A 17,237-nucleotide genomic window follows, 5' to 3' on the forward strand; every position below is an offset into this window, starting at 1 on the left:
GGTCAGCCGTGGTGCGGCGGCACCTGTGCCCGCAGCCAGGCGTCGCCGCCGTCGTCGGGGCGTACGTCGGGGTCGCGCTCGTCGTCCGTGGTCTCGGGCAGCACCTCGCCGAAGACCTCAGCGATCCGGGCGCGCCGCGAGGCGTCCGCGTGCGGATCGCCCTCGTCCCGCCGCTCGCTCACGCGCAGAGGCCGTCCTGCTCGGCCCGGGCGACGTCCTCGGGGTTCGGCTGACGGCCACCGCCACCGCCGCCGCCGTTGCCGCCACCGCCGTTCCCACCGCCGCCGGGGGCCCCTGCGGCGGCGATCGCGTCGCTCGTGAACCTCGGGGAGAGCGGCTCGTCGGCAGCCACCTGCTCCCACAGCTTCTTCGCCGGCGGCGTCCAGTAGACCCGGCCCGCGTTCTCCGAGTCCGCGGGGTAGTAGGCGATCGGGACCGTCAGGAACTTGATGTTGTCGAGCCCGATGCCCTGGAAGCCGACGCCGATGCGCGCGATGTCGATGACGTTCTCGAGGTCCTCGTCGACGGTCAGCGACTTGGTCGCGGCGTTGAGGAAGCCGACCAGGCGGTCGACCCGGGCGAGGGTGCCGGCGGAGACGACCTTCTTGGCCATCGCGGCGATGAACGCCTGTTGCCGCTTGATCCGGCTGATGTCGGAGCCGTCGCCCAGCGTGTAGCGGGCACGGACGTAGTTGAGGGCCTCTCGGCCCTCGATCTCCCGGGTGCCGGCGGGGATGTTGATGCCGTGGGCCGGGTCGACGATGTCCTCGGGGATGCACACCGGCACGCCACCGATCGCGTTGACCATGCCCTCGAACCCCGCGAAGTTGACGACGACGATGTGGTCGACGAAGACCCCGGTGGTGGCCTCGAACTGCTCGACGGTGCAGGTGGGACCGCCCACGGTGAAGGCGGCGTTCCACATCGCGTCCGCGGCGCCGGCGACCTTCTCGCCCGACTCGGTGGTGCACTCCGGACGGTCGACGAGCGAGTCGCGCGGGATGCTCACGCCGTAGGCGCGCTCGCGGTCCGCCGAGAGGTGCATGAGGATCGTGGTGTCGGAGGCCTCCGCGCCGGACTCCTGGTCGAGGGCGCAGCCCTCGCAGTCGCGGGTGTCGGAACCCATCACGAGGATGTTGAGCGGCTCCTGGGGCCCCTCGACCTTCTTCTTGTCCGGCCGGTTGTCCAGGGTGCTCGCGATGTCGATCTTGGTGAGGTTGCCGTTGAGGTGGCGGTAGAAGTAGACGGTTCCGAGCCCGGTCGCCAGGCCGAGCACCAGCACGACGGCCAGGATCACCTTGCCCACGGTGTGGCGCCGCGGCTTGCTGCCCTTGCGTCGGGGCGCGTCAGCAGCACCCTCCTCGGGCAGGCTGGGCTCAGTCATGCGGGTCCTTCGAGTGGGCGGCGCGCAGTGGCGCGCGTGGTACGTGCACCCCCAATATCCTCTGTCCTCGGCCGTTGGACAAACCCGACGCTCCGCACGTCCCTACCGCAGGGCGTCCCGGCGGGGCCGACCGGGGCCTAGGTTCTTCCCGTGGACCTCGGCGACCTGCTCCCCTCCGACCAGCTGCGCGGGACCTCGTGGGGCGTCGAGATCCGCGACCTGACGACAGGCCGCGTGCACGCTGCCCACCGGCCCGAGGTCCTGCTGCGCACGGCCAGCCTCGGCAAGGTGTTCCTGCTGGTCGAGGTCGCCGACCGGCTGGCGCGCGGCCTCCTCCACCCCGCGCAGCTGCTGCGACGCGACACCGTCGCGCCCGTGGCCGACTCGGGACTGTGGCAGCACCTGCGCACCGACACCCTCCCCCTCGACGACGTGGCCCGCCTCGTCGGCGCGGTCAGCGACAACTGGGCGACCAACGTGCTGCTGGAGGAGGTCGGGCTGGCCGCGGTGCAGCAGCGGGCCCGGACGCTGGCGCCGGGCGGGTCCACCCTGCACGACCGGGTGCGCGACCGACGTACGGCCTCGGACGCGGCGACCCTGAGCGAGGGCTGTGCCGCCGACTGGGTCGGCGTGCTGTCCGCGCTCGCCTCGGGCCGGGGCGTCGGCGTCGAGGTCGGCCGGACCGTGCTCGGCTGGCTGTCCCTGGGGGTCGACCTCTCGATGGTCGCCTCCGCGTTCGCGCTCGACCCGCTCGCCCACGCCGAGCCCGACCGCGGCCTCACGGTCGTCAACAAGACCGGGACCGACAGCAGCCTGCGGGCCGACGTCGGCCTGGTCACGGGTCCGGCCGGCACCACGGCGTACGCCGCGATCTGCAGCTGGGACCCCGCCGGCGGCGACCCCCGCGACGCGGTCATGGCGACCCTGCGCGGGATCGGGGGCCTGGTCCGCGAGACCGTGACGGCCGCCGGTGCCCGGTGAGGGCCGGCTTGGCAACCGACGCCCCGCTGCTGACAAGATGGCCCCGCTCGTGGACGGCGACGCCCACGACCGGCCCCAGTAGCTCAGCGGATAGAGCAGCCGCCTCCTAAGCGAAAGGTCGCAGGTTCGACTCCTGCCTGGGGCACACCGACGGACGACCGCCGGACGACCCCGCGCTAGCAGGCGCCGCCGAAGCTGCCCTTGGTGGCCCGCGGAGCCCGGATCGACTTGTCGTTGGGGCTCTTCAGCGTGAAGTAGCGGACCGTGTCGACCTGCAGCCGGCTGTCGTTCATGGTCGCGCCCGGGACCGCCTGCAGCTGCAGGCGGAACGCCATCGGCACGCCGGAGAGCGCCTCGGGGCGACGTTCGGTCCTGCGCACCTCACCGTCGACGAACCACGAGATCCGCTTCCGCGTCAGCTCCACGCCGTAGGTGTGCCAGTAGTCGTTGCGGAGGTTGAGCCGCTTCTTCGCGTGGAAGGAGTCGTTCGGCAGGGTGCGGGAGTAGAACCGGGCGCGGCCGCTGTGCGGGCGGAAGCTGGCGAGCCCCACGTTGCGGGCACCGCAGTTCTGGGAGCGGTCGCCGGCGGGGATCAGCTCGGCCGCAACCGTGAAGTCGGTGTTGCCGGTCTCGAACCGCTTGCCGCGCAGCCGGATCTCCCACCGGCCGTAGCGGTGCGCCTCACGGCGCAGCGTCGCGCCCACGTCGGCGTTGCCGCCGCTCACGATCGTGAGCATGCCGTTCTGGGGATGCACGCTGCCCTGGCCGTGGGTGTCCCACTTCCGGCTGAGCCTCTTGCCCGGCTCGAAGTGGTCGACGAAGTGGATCGGGTACCAGCCGTACTCGTAGGCGGCGAACTTCTTGCCGGGGATCCGCTGGGCCTGCTCGCCCTGGGCCTGCGAGGCCGCCAGCGGGAGCGCCATCACCGCTGCCGTGGCCACGGCCACCGCGGTCCTTCCGGCGCGTCGGAACGTGCGTGTGGGGGACATACGCATGGAGCACCATCCGTCTCGGTCGCCCGGAGCTTCCTCCGGGCTGGGGGGACGGCCAGTGTCGCATCCGTCTCGCGATGACGCGAGGGTCCCGGGTGACAGCGGCACGGCATCGCTGGGCGCCATGCGGCCCGTCAGCCGGGCCGCCGGACCGCATGGCGCTTGCAGGTGCGGCCCGTCGGCCACCCCGCGGACGACGGGTCCTAGCCCCCCGACTCGAACCCGCCGCCACGACTGGCGGGACACGGGGAGCGGCGCAACCGTGAGCAGGAGGCATGGCCCCCCGAGGTGTGACGTCCCCATGCCGGTGGCCGACCACGCAGGTCGGCCACTGCACTGAATCGTGTCTCGCACCCGGGCCGAGATCAATGCCTGGTCGAAGATTTTGCCTAACGGGTGGAGAGGGGCCCCGTCACGGCGTGGGAAACGACCTCGAAGCGCAGCCCCACGGCCTGCAGCCGCTCCAGCAGCCGGTCCCCCATCGCCTGCGCGGTGGTCACCTGGCCGCTCACCTCCGGGTTGTCGTCGAGCGCCAGGCACAGCGCCGACTCGCCCAGCATCTTGGCCGTCTCGCCGTAGCCGGGATCGCCACCGGAGACCCGCGTGTGCACCGACCGGCCCCCTGCCTCGCCGACGAAGTCCACCCGGAACCACGACCGTTCGCGGCGCGCCTCGTCGGGCCCCTGCCCCGGCTGCAGCCGGTCCAGCAGGAGCGAGCGCAGCGGCCCGACCTGCGCCGCGGCCCCGAGCAGGCCGACGGCGAGGGCGCCGCCCGCGGCGTAGCGGAGCGTCCTGGTGCCGGCGAAGTGCGAGTAGCGGAACTCCGGGCCGTACGCCGGCAGGGCGGCCCCGCTCCGCGCGACCACCGCCGCATCGACGGTCGGGAGCGGCAGCAGCCAGTAGCCCAGCACCGGGTCCCGCTGCGGCCTCGCCTTCACCGCCCGCGACGACCGCCCCTCGGGGCGGGGCTCGACCCGGCGCCGGGCGGCCGCGGCCTCCCTCATCTGGCGCGGTCGCGACGAGGCGGTGATCGCCGAGTGGAAGGTGCCGCCGCTCACCGCACCGCCTGCTCGCACCACGCCGCGCAGGGTGATCGGCTCGTCGGCCGGGAGGTGCCCGACGGTGAAGTACGCGCCCAGGTCGTGCGGGACCGAGTCGAAGCCGCAGGCGTGCACCAGCCGGGCACCGGTCCGCTGCGTGGTCGCGTGGTGGGCGACGTACATCCGGTCGACGAACTCCTGCTCCCCGGTCAGGTCGACGTAGTCCGTGCCGGCCGCGGCGCACGCCGCGACCAGCGGCTCGCCGTAGGTGAGGTACGGGCCGACCGTCGTCGCCACGACCTTCGTCCGCGCCGCGAGGTCGGCCAGCGAGGACGGGTCGGTCGAGTCGGCGGTGACGAGCGGGAGCTCCCCGAGCGTCGCGTCGATGTCGGCGAGCCGGCGGCGCACGCCCTCGAGCTTGGCGAGGTTGCGGCCGGCCAGGGCCCAGCGCAGCCCGTCGGGCGCGCGCCGGGCGAGGTGCTCGGCCGTCAGCGCGCCGGTGAAGCCGGTCGCCCCGAGCAGCGCGACGTCGAACTCGCGAGTAGCCATGCCCCGATCCTTGCAGCGACGCCTCGAGGCGGGCCGGGGCGGGTCGCAGCGACGTACGCTCGGGGCATGTGCCGCAACATCCGTCCGCTCCACAACTTCGCCCCGCCGGCCACCGACGACGAGGTGACGGCCGCCGCCCTGCAGTTCGTCCGCAAGGTCAGCGGGGCGACCAGGCCCTCGCAGGCCAACCAGGTCGCGTTCGACCGCGCCGTCGCCGAGATCGCCCACACGACCCGGCACCTGCTCGAGGAGCTCGTCACGACCGCGCCACCCAAGGACCGCGACGTCGAGGCTGCCAAGCGTCGCGCGCGGGCCGAGGCGCGCTACGCCCGATGACGCTCTCCCAGCCGGTGGCGCGTGACGAGGCTGCCCCCGTCGACGGCGTGGCGGGGACGGTTCCCTCACGAACTACCCAGCGCGCGCTCGACCTGCTCCGGGGGCGGCGGCTGGTCGTGCTCACGGGGGCGGGGCTCTCCACCGACTCAGGGATCCCCGACTACCGCGGGCCGGGGTCGCCGTCGCGCACGCCGATGACCTACCAGGAGTTCGTCTCCGGGCCCGAGGCGCGCCAGCGCTACTGGGCGCGGGTGCACACCGGCTACGGCCGGTTCTCCGACGCCGGGCCCAACGCCGGCCACCGCGCGCTGGCCACCCTCGACGCCGCCCTGGTGATGACCCAGAACGTCGACGGCCTGCACGAGGCCGCCGGGACGCCGCGGCTGGTGGCGCTGCACGGCCGGATCGCCGACGTGGTCTGCCTCGACTGCCGCACCACCTCGGCCAGGTCGGCCCTCGAGGAGAGGCTTTCGGACCTCAACCCCGGCTGGGCCGAGGCCCACGCCGACCTCGCCCTGCGCCCGGACGGCGACGTCGACCTCGTCGACTGGTCCGGCTTCCGGGTCGCCGACTGCGAGCTGTGCGGGGGCGTCCTCAAGCCGGACGTCGTCTTCTTCGGCGAGAACGTGCCCCCGCCGCGGGTCGAGCGCTGCTACGCCGCCGTCGACGCGCTCGGCGAGTCCGGCGCGCTGCTGGTCGCGGGGTCGTCGCTGACCGTCATGAGCGGCTTCCGGTTCGTACGCCGGGCGGCGAAGGCCGGCACGCCCGTCGTGATCGTCAACCGGGGCAGGACCCGGGGCGACGACCTGGCGACGTACAAGCTCGACACCGGGTGCAGCGAGTTCCTGACCGCGCTGCTGGCCTGAGCCTCAGCAGGTCAGAGCACCCGCACGAAGATGTGGTCGGCCGCCTCCGGGACGATCTCGGCGGTCTCGCCGCCGGAGCCGACCAGGACGCCCTCCTCGGTCCGGGCGACGGTCACGGTCTTGTCGGGCAGCGCACCGACGCGGCGCAGGGCACCCATCAACACCTCGTCCTTCTGCATCTCCTCCGAGATCCGGCGGATCAGCACCCGGGACTCGGCGTCGACGGCCACCCGGGACAGCGGGCTGAGGCCCTCCATGAAGCCCTCGCCGGCCTCGATCTCGCCGAGCTCGTCGAGCCCCGGGATCGGGTTGCCGTAGGGCGACTCCGTGGGGTGGTCGAGGAGCTCGATGAGCCGCCGCTCGACGGTCTCGGACATCACGTGCTCCCAGCGGCACGCCTCGGCGTGGACGAGCTCCCAGTCGAGGCCGATCACGTCGACCAGCAGCCGCTCGGCGAGCCGGTGCTTGCGCATCACGCGGGTCGCCAGCCGGCGCCCCTCCTCGGTCAGCTCGAGGTGGCGGTCGCCCTCGACGGTGAGCAGGCCGTCGCGCTCCATCCGGGCGACGGTCTGCGAGACCGTCGGGCCGCTCTGGTGCAGCCGCTCCGCGATCCGGGCGCGCAGCGGCACGATCCCCTCCTCGTCCAGCTCGTAGACCGTCCGGAGGTACATCTCGGTGGTGTCGATCAGGTCGCTCACGGGTGCATTCTCGCCCATCGCCCCAGCGGCTGCCTCCCGGGCCGTTGCGCGGGGTGACAGAGTGGCGGGGATGACGGCAGTGATGTGGTTCCGGCGGGATCTGCGGCTGGGTGACAACCCCGCCCTGGTGGAGGCGGCCGCGGACGGCGACGTGCTCCCCCTCTTCGTGCTCGACCCGGCGCTGTGGGGCCCGGCGGGCATCTCGCGCAAGCTCCACCTCGGCGACTCGCTCCGCGCCCTGGACGCGTCGCTGCGCAACCGCGCGGGCGGTGACGGCGGCCTGCAGGTGGTCCGGGGCGACCCGGTCCGGCGCGTCGTCGCGGCGGCCCGCGAGGTCGGTGCGAGCCGGGTGCACGTGGCCGCCGACTACGGCCCGTACGGCTCGCAGCGCGACGAGGCGGTCGAGCAGGCGCTGGCCGAGCACGACGTCGAGCTGGTCCGCACCGGCTCGCCGTACGCCGTGGCGCCGGGGCGCGTGCTGAAGGACGACGGGACCCCCTACTGGGTGTTCACGCCGTTCAGCAAGCGCTGGGCCGAGCACGGCTGGCGCGGTCCGATCGACCCGCCGCGCGACGTCAGCTACCTCACCGTCGACGGCACCACGGACCTCCCCGACCTGCAGCGACCCGACGGGCTCGAGCTGCCCCCGGCGGGCGAGACCGCGGCGAGGCGGCGCTGGCAGGCGTTCCTCGACGACCGGCTCGACGACTACGGCACCGACCGGGACAAGCCCGGGGTGCCCGGCACGTCGCGGATGAGCGTGCACCTCAAGTGGGGCGAGATCCACCCGCGGACGATGCTCGCCGACCTCGCGGAGCGCGACTCGACCGGCGCGGCCAAGTACCGCTCCGAGCTCGCCTGGCGCGAGTTCTACGCCCACGTGCTGCACCACCGTCCCGAGACCGCCCGGGACTACTTCCGCAGCGAGTACGCCCGGATGTCGTACGACGAGCCGGGCGAGCTCTTCGAGCGGTGGAAGCGCGGGCGGACCGGCTATCCGATCGTCGACGCCGGGATGCGCGAGCTGCGCGCGACCGGCTGGATGCACAACCGGGTCCGCATGATCGTGGCCAGCTTCCTGGTCAAGGACCTGCACGTCGAGTGGCAGCACGGTGCGCGCCACTTCATGCAGTGGCTGGTGGACGGCGACCTCGCCTCCAACCAGCACGGCTGGCAGTGGACCGCGGGGAGCGGCACCGACGCCTCCCCGTTCTTCCGGGTCTTCAACCCGGTGACGCAGGGGCGGAAGTTCGACCCGGACGGGGCGTACGTCCGGCGGTGGCTGCCCGAGCTGGCCGACGCCGAGGACCCGCACGAGCCCATCGACCCGATCGTCGACCACGCCGAGGAGCGACGCGAGGCGCTGGAGCGGTGGGAGAGGATCCGGCCATGACCGAGCTGATCGTCCCCCGCCGGTTCCGCGGGCCCGCCTCGTCGGGCAACGGCGGCTGGACCGCCGGCGCGCTGGCCGGCACGCTCGACCACGACTGCCCTGAGGACCACGCGTCGGCCTGGCCGACCATCCGGGTCACCCTCCGCCAGCCGCCCCCGCTCGACACCCGGCTCAGGGTCGAGGACGGCGTCGCGAGTGACGGCGACGAGGTGGTCGCCACGGCCGAGGTGGTCGGCGACGAGCTCGAGGCGGTCACCGAGGTCGATCCGGCGACTGCGGCTGCCGCGCGGACGTCGTACGCCGGTCTCACCACGCACCCGTTCCCCGGGTGCTTCGCGTGCGGTCCGGAGCGCGAGCAGGACGACGGGCTGCGGATCTTCCCCGGCCGGGTCGAGGACGACCCGGAGGGCCGGGTGCGGGTCGCGTCGACGTGGACGCCGCACCAGAGCCACGCCGAGGACTGGCACGCCTACGTCGACGACCACCTGCGCGCCTCGCTGCCGGTGACGTGGGCGGCGCTCGACTGCGTCGGCGGCTGGGCGGGCGACCTCACCGAGCGGCCGATGGTGCTGGGTCGGATCACGGCCCGCGTGGACACCCTCCCGGTGGTCGGCGAGCCCCACGTCGTGGTCGGGGCGGCCCTCGGCGGCGAGGGGCGCAAGACGTACACCGCCGCGACCCTCTACGACGCCGACGGCCGGGTGGTCGCGCTCGCCGAGCACGTCTGGGTGGGGGTCGACCCGGTGGCCTTCAACCAGCTGCGCGCCTGACGCGGCGGTCCTCCGGCGGGCGCGGCCCGGAGGTCGCGACGTACGACGCTTCCCCCGTCACACGCGAGGGGGAAGCTGGCGCCTGGGGGGGTTGCTTCCCCTCCAGGTGACGGTTCCCCGCTCGAGCGGGGAACCGACGACAGGCCCCGGATTGACCCAACACCCACCCGCCAGCCACACTTGAACGCATGGCTTTGAACGATCCAAAGAGGCCCGGCACCTGGTGGCGCGACGCGGTCACCTACCAGGTCTACGTCCGCAGCTTCGCCGACTCCGACGGGGACGGCGTGGGCGACCTGCCCGGCATCACGGCCCGGCTGCCCTACCTGCGCGACCTCGGCGTCGACGCGGTCTGGCTGACGCCGTTCTACACCTCCCCCCAGCACGACCACGGCTACGACGTCGCCGACTACCGCGACGTCGACCCGCTGTTCGGCGACCTCGACGCGGCCGACCAGCTGCTCGAGACCGCCCACGGCCTGGGCCTGAAGGTGATCGTCGACCTCGTGCCCAACCACACCTCCGACGAGCACGTGTGGTTCCAGCAGGCACTCGCGGCCGGCCCGGGCAGCCCGGAGCGGGCGCGCTACCTCTTCCGCGAGGGTCGCGGCGAGGACGGCTCGCAGCCGCCCAACAACTGGGAGTCGGTCTTCGGCGGCCCCGCCTGGACCCGCGTGGCGGACGGCCAGTGGTACCTCCACCTGTTCGACACCACCCAGCCCGACCTCGACTGGCGCAACCCCGAGGTGCCGGCCATGTTCGAGGACGTGCTGCGCTTCTGGCTCGACCGCGGCGTCGACGGGTTCCGCGTGGACGTGGCCCACGGCCTGCTCAAGGAGGCGAGCCTGCGCGACCAGCAGGTCGTCCCGCACGCCGGGCACTCCGGCTCCATGGTCGAGCGGCGCCTCCACGACGAGCCGATGTGGGACCAGCCCGAGGTCCACGACGTCTACCGCGAGTGGCACCGCGTCCTCGCCGCGTACGACGGCGACCGGATGGCGGTCGCCGAGGCCTGGACCCAGACCGCGGAGTCGATGGCGCGCTTCGTCCGCCCCGACGAGCTGTCGCAGACCTTCAACTTCGGCTGGCTGCTGGCCGAGTGGTCGGCCACCGCCTTCGCCGACGTCATCCACGGCACGCTGACCGCCATGGAGCCGGTCGGGGCCGCCCCGACGTGGGTGCTCAGCAACCACGACGTGGTCCGCCACCCGTCGCGCTACGGCGGCGGCGAGCGCGGTCTCGCACGCGCCAGGGCGGCGACGCTCACGATGCTGGCCCTGCCGGGGTCCGCCTACCTCTACCAGGGCGAGGAGCTCGGCCTCGAGGAGGTCGACGTCGCCCCCGCCGACTGGCAGGACCCCGCGGCGCTGCGCACGGGCGAGCGGGGCCGCGACGGCTGCCGCGTGCCGATCCCGTGGGAGGGCGAGTCCGCTCCGTACGGCTTCGGTCCCGGCGGGGCGCCGACCTGGATCCCGCAACCGGACACCTGGGGCGAGCTGACCGTCGGCGCCCAGTGGGGTCGCGCCGGGTCCACGCTGGAGTTCTACCGCGAGGCGCTGCGCCGGCGTCGTGAGCACGCGCTCGACGCCGGTGACGAGGTGCGGCTGCTCGACGCCGGTCGCGACGTGCTGTCGTTCTCCCGGGGCCCACTGACCGTGGTCCTCAACTGCGGCGACGCACCGGTCCCCCTCCCGGAGGGCGAGGTGCTGGTGGCCAGCGGCCCGGTCGACGACGCCAAGCTGCCCGCCGACACGGCGGTCTGGATCCGCTGACGCGGGTCAGGCCTCCCGGTCGTCGAGCGCGACGTTGTAGCGGGCGAGCTGCTGCGCGAAGGACGTGAGCTCGGGGGCGGTCCACTCGGCGAGCCGGCGGTCGAACCGCTCGGACCGCTCGCCCCGCACCCGCTCCAGCCGGGAGCGGGCCTCGTCGGTCAGCGAGACCAGGGTGGCGCGGCCGTCGTGCGGGTCAGGTGCCCGGTCGACCAGCCCGAGGTCGACGAGCTGCTGGATCTGGCGGCTCACGGCGCCCTTGTCGACGCCCGTCGAGTCGACGAGCACCGAGGAGCGCAGCGGACCGTTCTCCTGGACCTGCGCCAGCAGCAGGTACGCCGCCGGCTGCAGGTCCGGGTGGACCTCGCCGGCCACGACGCGGATCACGCGGCGCACGCGGCGGATCAGGACGCCGACCTCGCGCTCGATCCCCCGCAGCGCGTCGGCCCGTGACGGCGAGTCGTCGCTCACGGCCGCACCGCCTCGGGCTGGAGCTCGTCCTCGCGCAGGACCGTGGTCCGCAGCGGGACCTCGCGGATCAGCAGCACGCAGCCGAGGGCCAGCACGGCGAAGGGCACGGCCACGAGGAACAGGTGACCGGTCGCCTGGCCGAAGGCGTGCTCGAAGAGCTCCCGGATCGGCTCGGGCAGGGTCGCGAGGTCGGGGATGGAGCGGCTGCTGCTGCCACCGTCGGCGGGGATGCCCATGCGGGCCAGGCCGGCGCTGACGGTGTCGGCGACCTGGTGGCTGAGGACGGCGCCGAGCGCCGACACTCCCACCGAACCTCCCATGGACCGGAAGAATGCCACGACCGAGCTCGCCGCGCCCATGTCGGACTGGGCGGTGTTGTTCTGGACCGAGAGCACGAGGTTCTGCATCGTCGCACCCAGTCCGAGGCCGAGCACGGCCATGAAGGCGCCGACGGCGACCAGCGAGGTGGTCTCGTCGATGGTCGCGAGCAGTGACAGGCCCACGATCACGAGCACCATGCCGCCGACCAGGAACCGCTTCCAGCGACCGGTCTCGGAGATCCGGCGCCCGGACACGATGCTCGACACGAGCAGGCCGCCGACCATCGCGATCGACATCAGGCCGGCCTCGGTGGGCGACATGCCGCGGGCCAGCTGGAAGTACTGGCTCAGGTAGACGGTCGAGCCGAACATCGCCACCCCGATCAGCACCGACGCGGCGGTGGCCAGCGACGTGGTGCGGTCGCGGAAGAGCCGCAGCGGGATCACCGGCTCGGTCGCCACCCGCGCCTCGACGTAGACCGCGAGGGAGAGGACCGCGAGACCGGCGACGACGAGCAGCATGCTGGTCCCCGAGGTCCACGCGAACTGGGAACCGGCCAGCGAGACCCACACCAGCAGGACCGACACGCCGCCCACGAGCAGCGTCGCGCCGAGGTAGTCGATCTCGACCTTGCGGCGCACGACCGGGATCCGGAGGGTCCGCTGCAGGACGACGAAGGCGAGCAGCGCGACCGGCAGGCCGACGAAGAAGCACCAGCGCCAGCCGACGGTGTCGACGAGGAGGCCGCCGACGAGCGGACCGCTGACGGTGGCGAGGGCGAAGGTGGCGCCGATGTAGCCGGCGTAGCGACCGCGCTCGCGCGGGCTCACCATGCTGGCGATCACCACCTGCACCAGCGCGGTCAGGCCGCCCACCCCCAGGCCCTGGAAGGCCCGCGCGCCGATCAGCACCTCCATCGACGGCGCGAAGCCGGCGACGAGCGAGCCGACCGAGAAGATCACCAGCGCGGTCTGCACGAGGATCTTCTTGCTCACCAGGTCGGCGAGCTTGCCCCAGATCGGGGTGGTCGCGGTCATCGTCAGCAGGGTCGCGACGACGACCCACGTGTAGCCCGTCTGGCTGCCGTCGAGGTCGGCGACGATGACGGGGAGGGCATTGGACACGACGGTGCTGGAGAGCATCGCCACGAACATCGCCAGCAGCAGGCCGCTGAGGGCCTCGAGCACCTCGCGGTGCGTCATCTGGCCGGCCTGCTCGGCCGGCAGCGGGGTCTGGGTCACGGAAGCTCGATTCACGATCAGCACAACAGTTGACGTTGTCAACTATATTCCTTCACCACTCCGCAGTGCACGTCGCCGCCGCCCCGTAGGCTGGGACCCGTCCGCTCGGGAGGAGGAACATGGTCGCGCCGATCCGCACGTATCTGCTCGACGACCATGCCCTGGTCCGACGCGGACTGCGCACCCTCCTGGAGGAGGAGCCCGACATCGAGGTGGTCGGCGAGGCCGGCACCGTCGCCGAGGCCGTCCCCCAGATCCTCGCCCTCAAGCCCGACGTGGCCATCCTCGACGGCCGGCTCCCCGACGGCCACGGCATCGAGGTCTGTCGCGAGGTGCGTGCCGCCGACCCCGCGATCCGCGGCCTGATCCTGACCAGCTACGACGACCAGGAGGCGATGTTCACCGCGATCCTCGCCGGGGCCGCCGGCTACGTCCTCAAGCAGATCGACGAGACCGCCCTGGTCAGTGGGATCCGGGCGGTCGTGAAGGGCCACTCGCTCATCGAGGCGGGCGCGGCGATCCAGGTCATCGAACGGATGCGCACCGGTGCGAGCCCCTCCGGGGTGGACTCGCTGACGCCGCAGGAGGCGCAGATCCTCGACCTGATCACCGACGGGCTCACCAACAAGCAGATCGGCGAACGTCTCTTCCTGGCCGAGAAGACGGTCAAGAACCACGTCACGAGCCTGCTGGCCAAGCTCGGTGTTAAGGGCCGCACCCAAGCGGCCGTGCTGGCGTCCCGCCTCCGGCGCGAGTCCTGAGGAACCCCTCAGCGGGGGTGGCGTCGCAGCTGCTCGCTGAGGGAGGCGACGGCGTCGTCGCTCGGCGAGGCCGCGGTCCGGTTGGTCTCCTCGAGCTGCTCGAGCAGCTCGGCGCGGTGGACCGCGACCGAGCGGGGCGCGGAGATCCCCACCCGTACGACGTCGCCACGCACCTCGAGGATCGAGATCGTCACGTCGTCGCCGACCACGACGCTCTCACCCGCACGGCGGCTCAGGACCAACATGGCGCCACGCTACCGTCCGGGGGCCGCAGCCCCGGGGACGAGGGGTCCATCACGCCACGAGCGGCGTGGCGACCGAGAGTGCCGGGTCGTCGAGGACCACCTGCAGGGCACGGTTGGTCGAGGTGTTGACCAGGACGGGGGCCACCAGGTTGGCGGTGGTGCCGGCGAGGGTCTCCCCCGCGGTGAGGACGCAGAGCACCAGCACGTCCTCGGCCCCGTCGATGCCGAGCGCCGTCACGGCCTCGTCGTCAACGGTGGGCGCGTAGTCGGGGAAGAAGCGCACCGGGGGCACGACCAGGAACCTCAGGTCGGGGTCCTCGAGCGAGGTCAGGCTGCACAGCACCCCGTCCTCGTCGAGCTGCACCAGCGCGAACCTGGCGTGGTCCGGGAAGCCGGGCATGGGCTGCACCAGCTCGATCACCGGGATCTCGGGCATGTCTCTCCTGCGTACGGGGCGGACCGGTCGATCATCTCAGAAAGTCCACCAGGCTGGGCTGCAGCACCCGGGCGGTGGCGGCGAGGGCGGCCTGGTAGGCGACCTCCTGCATCTGCAGCTCCACCATCGCCTGGGGCAGGTCGGTGTTCTCGATCTCGGACAGGGAGCTGGCCAGCCCGGTCTCGGCGTCGGCCGCCCGCACGGTGGCCTGCTCCACCCGCACGGCGCGGGCACCGACGTTGGCCAGGGCCGAGCCCACGCGGTCCATGTCGGCGGTCACGGCGTCCACGCCGGCACGGATCGCCGCCGTGTCGCCCGAGCGCAGGGCCGCGGCCAGGGCGTCGAGGTGGTCGAAGACCGAGTCCCCGTCCGGCCCGAAGGCCGCCTCGCCGTCGACCTGCACCTCGATCGAGACGCCTTCGGCGACCGTCCGGCTGACCGAGCCGCCGTCACCGGTGTAGGTGACCACCTCCGGCAGACCGGCTCCGGGCGAGGCCGAGGCGTACGCGGTGCTGCCGGCCGTGGTGCCGCCGAAGATCGGCCGACCGAGGTAGGACGTGTTCGCCGCGGCGAGCACGCCGGCCCGGATCTGCTCGACCTCGGTCGCCAGCGCCTCGCGCGCCGCCGGGCTGGTCGCTGCGTTGGCGCCCTGGAGCGCCCGGTCGCGGGCGGTCCGCAGCTGGTCGTTGGTGGACTGCAGCGTCGCGTCGGCGGTGTTGAGCCAGCCGAGGCCGTCCTCGGCGTTGCGTGCGAACTGCTGCTGCTGGGCGATCGCCCCCCGCAGCCGCATCGCGGCGGCCGTCCCCGTCGGCGAGTCGGACGGGCGGTTGAGGATGCGCCCGGTGGACAGGTGCTCCTGGATGTCGGCCAGCTTGCCCAGGCTGCCCTGCAGCCCGGTGAGCGAACGCTCGGTCATCATCGACTGGGTGACACGGGTGATGGTCATCAGCGCACCAGTCCGGTCCGGTTGATGAGGGTGTCGAGCACCGAGTCGATCGTGGTCATCACGCGTGCCGCGGCCTCGTAGGCCCGTTGCGCCTGCAGCATGGTGACCATCTCCTCGTCGAGGCTGACGCCCGAGAGCTGCTCACGGGCCGCGTCCACCTGGCCGGTGAGCGCCTGCTGGTTGCCGGCGAGCCGCCGGGTCGAGGCGACCTCCGAGCCGAAGCCGGTGACGAGCCGCTGGTAGGCGCCGGCGGCCCCCGAGAGCGCGTCGGCCACGGCCGTCGCGTTGTCGCCGTTCCTGTTGGGCCCGCCGCCGGTCGCCGAGGCCGCGACCAGGCGCGGGTCGTCCAGGTTGAGCACCAGCGGGCCACCGGGGTCCGTCGGGTCGAAGGTGAACACCGGCTGACCGGGGTTCCCGTCCTGGTCGAAACCGGCACCGTGGGCGGCGTTGACGTCGTCCGCCAGCCGCTGGGCGACGGCCTCGATGCCCGCGCGATGGGCAGGGAGGGTCGTGGTGAGGAGCTCGGCCACCCCACCCGCCTCGCCGCCGACGCCGCCGGTGACGTCGGTGACCGTGCCGCCCGGCGACGTCACGGTGAACCCGACCGGGCCTCCGTCGGCGGTCCCGTCCGCGTTGATCCCCGAGCTGACCGCCAGGACACCGGCGTCACTCCCCGAGACCAGGGCCACGCCCCCGACGGTCACGTCGAGGCCGCCCTTGGCGTTGAGGGTCGCCGAGGCTCCCGTGAGCTCGGAGATCCGCAGGGCGAGGGCGTCGCGCTTGTCGAGCAGGACGCCGGCCTCGGTGCCGTTCATCTGCGCGACCGCGATGCTGCGGTTGGTCTCGGCCAGGTCGCCGGCCAGCGTGTTGACCTCGTCGACGCCGGAGAGCAGCACGATGCGCTGGTCGCCCTCCTCGACCTCGACGTTGCGCCGCTGCACGGACAGCGCATCCGCGAGCGTGGCCGCGCGAGCCAGGACCTGGCTGCGGGCAGCCTCGGAGTCAGGGTTGTTGGCCAGGACGTGCCAGCCGCTTCGGAACTCGTCCAGAGCAGCCGCCACACCGTTCTCGCCGGGCTCGCCGATGCCGGCCTCGACGCGCTCGAGCACGCTCTGGCGGACGTCGAGGAAGGACTGGTTGCCGTGCTCGCGACGGGCGCGGACGTCGAGGAACTGGTCGACCATCCGCTGCAGCCCGCCCACCTTGACGCCGTCGCCGGCGCCCTCGTACCTGCTCCACATGGCCGGCTGGACGGGGGCGCCCATCGCCTCGCCGATGACCCGGCGCCGGGCGTAGCCGTCGGTGGAGACGTTGGCGATGTTGCCGCTCGACACGTCCATGACGACCTGGTGGTAGCGCAGCGCACTCAGGGCGTTGTTGACGGAGGAGAAGGTCCCGGTCATGTCACAGGCTCCGGTCCACCAGCCGGGGCCGCACCGGCTCGGCCGTGGCCGACCCGTCCGCGGCGTAGCCGTCGGTGGTCTCCCCCAGGGACAGCAGCGTCTCCCGGGCGGACCGGTAGCCGGCGGAGATCAGGTCACGGTTGGAGTCGGCGAGCGCGGTGATGTCGGCGGTCGCGGCGACGAACGCCTGCCGGTGCTCGGCCAGGATCGTGGACCAGGGCTCCTCCGCCGCGTCGGCGAGGGCGCTGAGGCTCGGGTTGGACGTCATCCCGATGGCCGCCGCCGCCTCGTCGGCCGCGACCGCGCGCAGCACCTCCGTCTCGCGGATCGTGGACAGCACGGCGTCGACGTCGCGGGCCGCGTGCATCAGCCAGCGCGTACGGCCGCTGGCGAGCACCAGCTGCTCGACCTCCAGCTTGAAGTGCAAGGTCTCGAGCAGCTCCCGCTCGCGCCACAGCACCAGCGACAGCTTTTCCATCAGGTCCATCGCGGCACTCCCCTCTCGGCATCGGTGCCCCTTCCATCGGCCGCCAGGGACGGACCTGAGGGTTTTGCCCGCAGATCCCGCGACCGCGGGCCACGGGCGAGCGGACATCGCTGCGTCGTGGCGCTACCCAGCCGGGGATGGCCCGAAC

The 17,237-nt window shown here is 73.1% G+C and carries 19 protein-coding genes and 1 tRNA gene; 8 read left to right on the plus strand and 12 right to left on the minus strand.

Annotated elements, in window-relative coordinates; all coding sequences use genetic code 11:
• Nucleotides 1-2 precede the first annotated feature (2 nt).
• Entirely contained in the window at nucleotides 3-182 is a 180-nt protein-coding gene (locus EXE57_RS08645) for a hypothetical protein (RefSeq protein ID WP_208543018.1), read from the minus strand.
• Entirely contained in the window at nucleotides 179-1,384 is a 1,206-nt protein-coding gene (locus tag EXE57_RS08650; RefSeq protein WP_135076434.1) for an LCP family protein, read from the minus strand. Before EXE57_RS08650 ends, EXE57_RS08645 begins: the two co-directional genes overlap by 4 nt.
• A gap of 150 nt (nucleotides 1,385-1,534) precedes the next feature.
• Here EXE57_RS08650 and EXE57_RS08655 point away from each other — a divergent pair, with 150 nt between their 5' ends.
• Entirely contained in the window at nucleotides 1,535-2,365 is an 831-nt protein-coding gene (locus EXE57_RS08655) for a serine hydrolase (protein WP_208543019.1), read from the plus strand.
• A gap of 72 nt (nucleotides 2,366-2,437) precedes the next feature.
• Nucleotides 2,438-2,510: transfer RNA gene (locus EXE57_RS08660), tRNA-Arg, on the plus strand.
• Between the two features lie 31 nt (nucleotides 2,511-2,541).
• Here the strand turns inward: EXE57_RS08660 and EXE57_RS08665 are convergent.
• Together EXE57_RS08665 and EXE57_RS08670 are read right to left on the minus strand one after the other, a co-directional pair.
• The gene (locus EXE57_RS08665) at nucleotides 2,542-3,360 is read right to left on the minus strand and encodes a LamG domain-containing protein (RefSeq protein ID WP_135076437.1); all 819 of its coding nucleotides are present in this window, start codon (nucleotides 3,358-3,360) and stop codon (nucleotides 2,542-2,544) included.
• A 386-nt stretch (nucleotides 3,361-3,746) separates the two neighbouring features.
• On the minus strand, nucleotides 3,747-4,946 hold the full coding sequence (locus EXE57_RS08670) for a saccharopine dehydrogenase family protein (RefSeq protein ID WP_135076439.1): 1,200 nt from the start codon (nucleotides 4,944-4,946) through the stop codon (nucleotides 3,747-3,749).
• A 66-nt stretch (nucleotides 4,947-5,012) separates the two neighbouring features.
• Between EXE57_RS08670 and EXE57_RS08675 the strand changes: the two genes are divergently transcribed.
• A complete protein-coding gene (locus EXE57_RS08675) occupies nucleotides 5,013-5,282 on the plus strand; it encodes a DUF2277 domain-containing protein (protein WP_135076442.1) in 270 nt (89 codons plus the stop codon).
• Nucleotides 5,279-6,148, plus strand: coding sequence for a Sir2 family NAD-dependent protein deacetylase (locus EXE57_RS08680; protein ID WP_135076445.1), 870 nt, complete (start codon nucleotides 5,279-5,281; stop codon nucleotides 6,146-6,148). The genes EXE57_RS08675 and EXE57_RS08680 overlap by 4 nt, the downstream gene beginning before the upstream one ends.
• Before the next feature lie 11 nt (nucleotides 6,149-6,159).
• Here EXE57_RS08680 and EXE57_RS08685 read toward each other — a convergent pair whose 3' ends face one another.
• The gene (locus EXE57_RS08685) at nucleotides 6,160-6,846 is read right to left on the minus strand and encodes an iron-dependent transcriptional repressor DtxR (protein ID WP_135076448.1); all 687 of its coding nucleotides are present in this window, start codon (nucleotides 6,844-6,846) and stop codon (nucleotides 6,160-6,162) included.
• A gap of 70 nt (nucleotides 6,847-6,916) precedes the next feature.
• On the opposite strand from EXE57_RS08685, the gene EXE57_RS08690 reads away from it, so the two are divergent.
• The 3 genes from EXE57_RS08690 to EXE57_RS08700 all read left to right on the plus strand — a co-directional run bounded on the left by EXE57_RS08690 (nucleotide 6,917) and on the right by EXE57_RS08700 (nucleotide 10,781).
• Nucleotides 6,917-8,239: a cryptochrome/photolyase family protein gene (locus EXE57_RS08690; RefSeq protein WP_135076451.1), complete on the plus strand. Its 1,323-nt coding sequence runs from the start codon at nucleotides 6,917-6,919 to the stop codon at nucleotides 8,237-8,239.
• The gene (locus tag EXE57_RS08695; RefSeq protein WP_135076454.1) at nucleotides 8,236-9,009 is read left to right on the plus strand and encodes a hotdog family protein; all 774 of its coding nucleotides are present in this window, start codon (nucleotides 8,236-8,238) and stop codon (nucleotides 9,007-9,009) included. The genes EXE57_RS08690 and EXE57_RS08695 overlap by 4 nt, the downstream gene beginning before the upstream one ends.
• A gap of 188 nt (nucleotides 9,010-9,197) precedes the next feature.
• On the plus strand, nucleotides 9,198-10,781 hold the full coding sequence (locus EXE57_RS08700) for a glycoside hydrolase family 13 protein (protein ID WP_135076457.1): 1,584 nt from the start codon (nucleotides 9,198-9,200) through the stop codon (nucleotides 10,779-10,781).
• A 6-nt stretch (nucleotides 10,782-10,787) separates the two neighbouring features.
• On the opposite strand, the gene EXE57_RS08705 is transcribed toward EXE57_RS08700, so the two are convergent.
• Nucleotides 10,788-11,249, minus strand: coding sequence for a MarR family winged helix-turn-helix transcriptional regulator (locus EXE57_RS08705; protein WP_135076460.1), 462 nt, complete (start codon nucleotides 11,247-11,249; stop codon nucleotides 10,788-10,790).
• On the minus strand, nucleotides 11,246-12,811 hold the full coding sequence (locus tag EXE57_RS08710; protein ID WP_244247047.1) for an MDR family MFS transporter: 1,566 nt from the start codon (nucleotides 12,809-12,811) through the stop codon (nucleotides 11,246-11,248). The genes EXE57_RS08705 and EXE57_RS08710 overlap by 4 nt, the downstream gene beginning before the upstream one ends.
• Before the next feature lie 119 nt (nucleotides 12,812-12,930).
• Here EXE57_RS08710 and EXE57_RS08715 point away from each other — a divergent pair, with 119 nt between their 5' ends.
• Nucleotides 12,931-13,572: a response regulator gene (locus EXE57_RS08715; RefSeq protein ID WP_135076464.1), complete on the plus strand. Its 642-nt coding sequence runs from the start codon at nucleotides 12,931-12,933 to the stop codon at nucleotides 13,570-13,572.
• 8 nt (nucleotides 13,573-13,580) lie between these two features.
• On the opposite strand, the gene csrA is transcribed toward EXE57_RS08715, so the two are convergent.
• From csrA to flgN, 5 genes are read right to left on the minus strand one after another with little or no spacing between them, the layout of a single operon-like run.
• On the minus strand, nucleotides 13,581-13,817 hold the full coding sequence (gene csrA / locus EXE57_RS08720; protein ID WP_135076467.1) for a carbon storage regulator CsrA: 237 nt from the start codon (nucleotides 13,815-13,817) through the stop codon (nucleotides 13,581-13,583).
• A 49-nt stretch (nucleotides 13,818-13,866) separates the two neighbouring features.
• Nucleotides 13,867-14,253 carry a flagellar assembly protein FliW gene (gene fliW / locus EXE57_RS08725; RefSeq protein WP_135076470.1) on the minus strand — a complete coding sequence of 129 codons (387 nt, stop codon included), beginning with the start codon at nucleotides 14,251-14,253 and terminating at the stop codon, nucleotides 13,867-13,869.
• A 31-nt stretch (nucleotides 14,254-14,284) separates the two neighbouring features.
• The gene (gene flgL / locus EXE57_RS08730; RefSeq protein ID WP_135076473.1) at nucleotides 14,285-15,199 is read right to left on the minus strand and encodes a flagellar hook-associated protein FlgL; all 915 of its coding nucleotides are present in this window, start codon (nucleotides 15,197-15,199) and stop codon (nucleotides 14,285-14,287) included.
• On the minus strand, nucleotides 15,199-16,602 hold the full coding sequence (gene flgK, locus EXE57_RS08735) for a flagellar hook-associated protein FlgK (RefSeq protein WP_135076476.1): 1,404 nt from the start codon (nucleotides 16,600-16,602) through the stop codon (nucleotides 15,199-15,201). The genes flgL and flgK overlap by 1 nt, the downstream gene beginning before the upstream one ends.
• 1 nt (nucleotide 16,603) lies before the next feature.
• Nucleotides 16,604-17,089, minus strand: a complete 486-nt coding sequence (gene flgN / locus EXE57_RS08740; protein WP_244247048.1) for a flagellar export chaperone FlgN — start codon at nucleotides 17,087-17,089, stop codon at nucleotides 16,604-16,606.
• Nucleotides 17,090-17,237 lie beyond the last annotated feature (148 nt).

It is taken from the genome of Nocardioides euryhalodurans (assembly GCF_004564375.1).
Classification (GTDB): domain Bacteria; phylum Actinomycetota; class Actinomycetes; order Propionibacteriales; family Nocardioidaceae; genus Nocardioides; species Nocardioides euryhalodurans.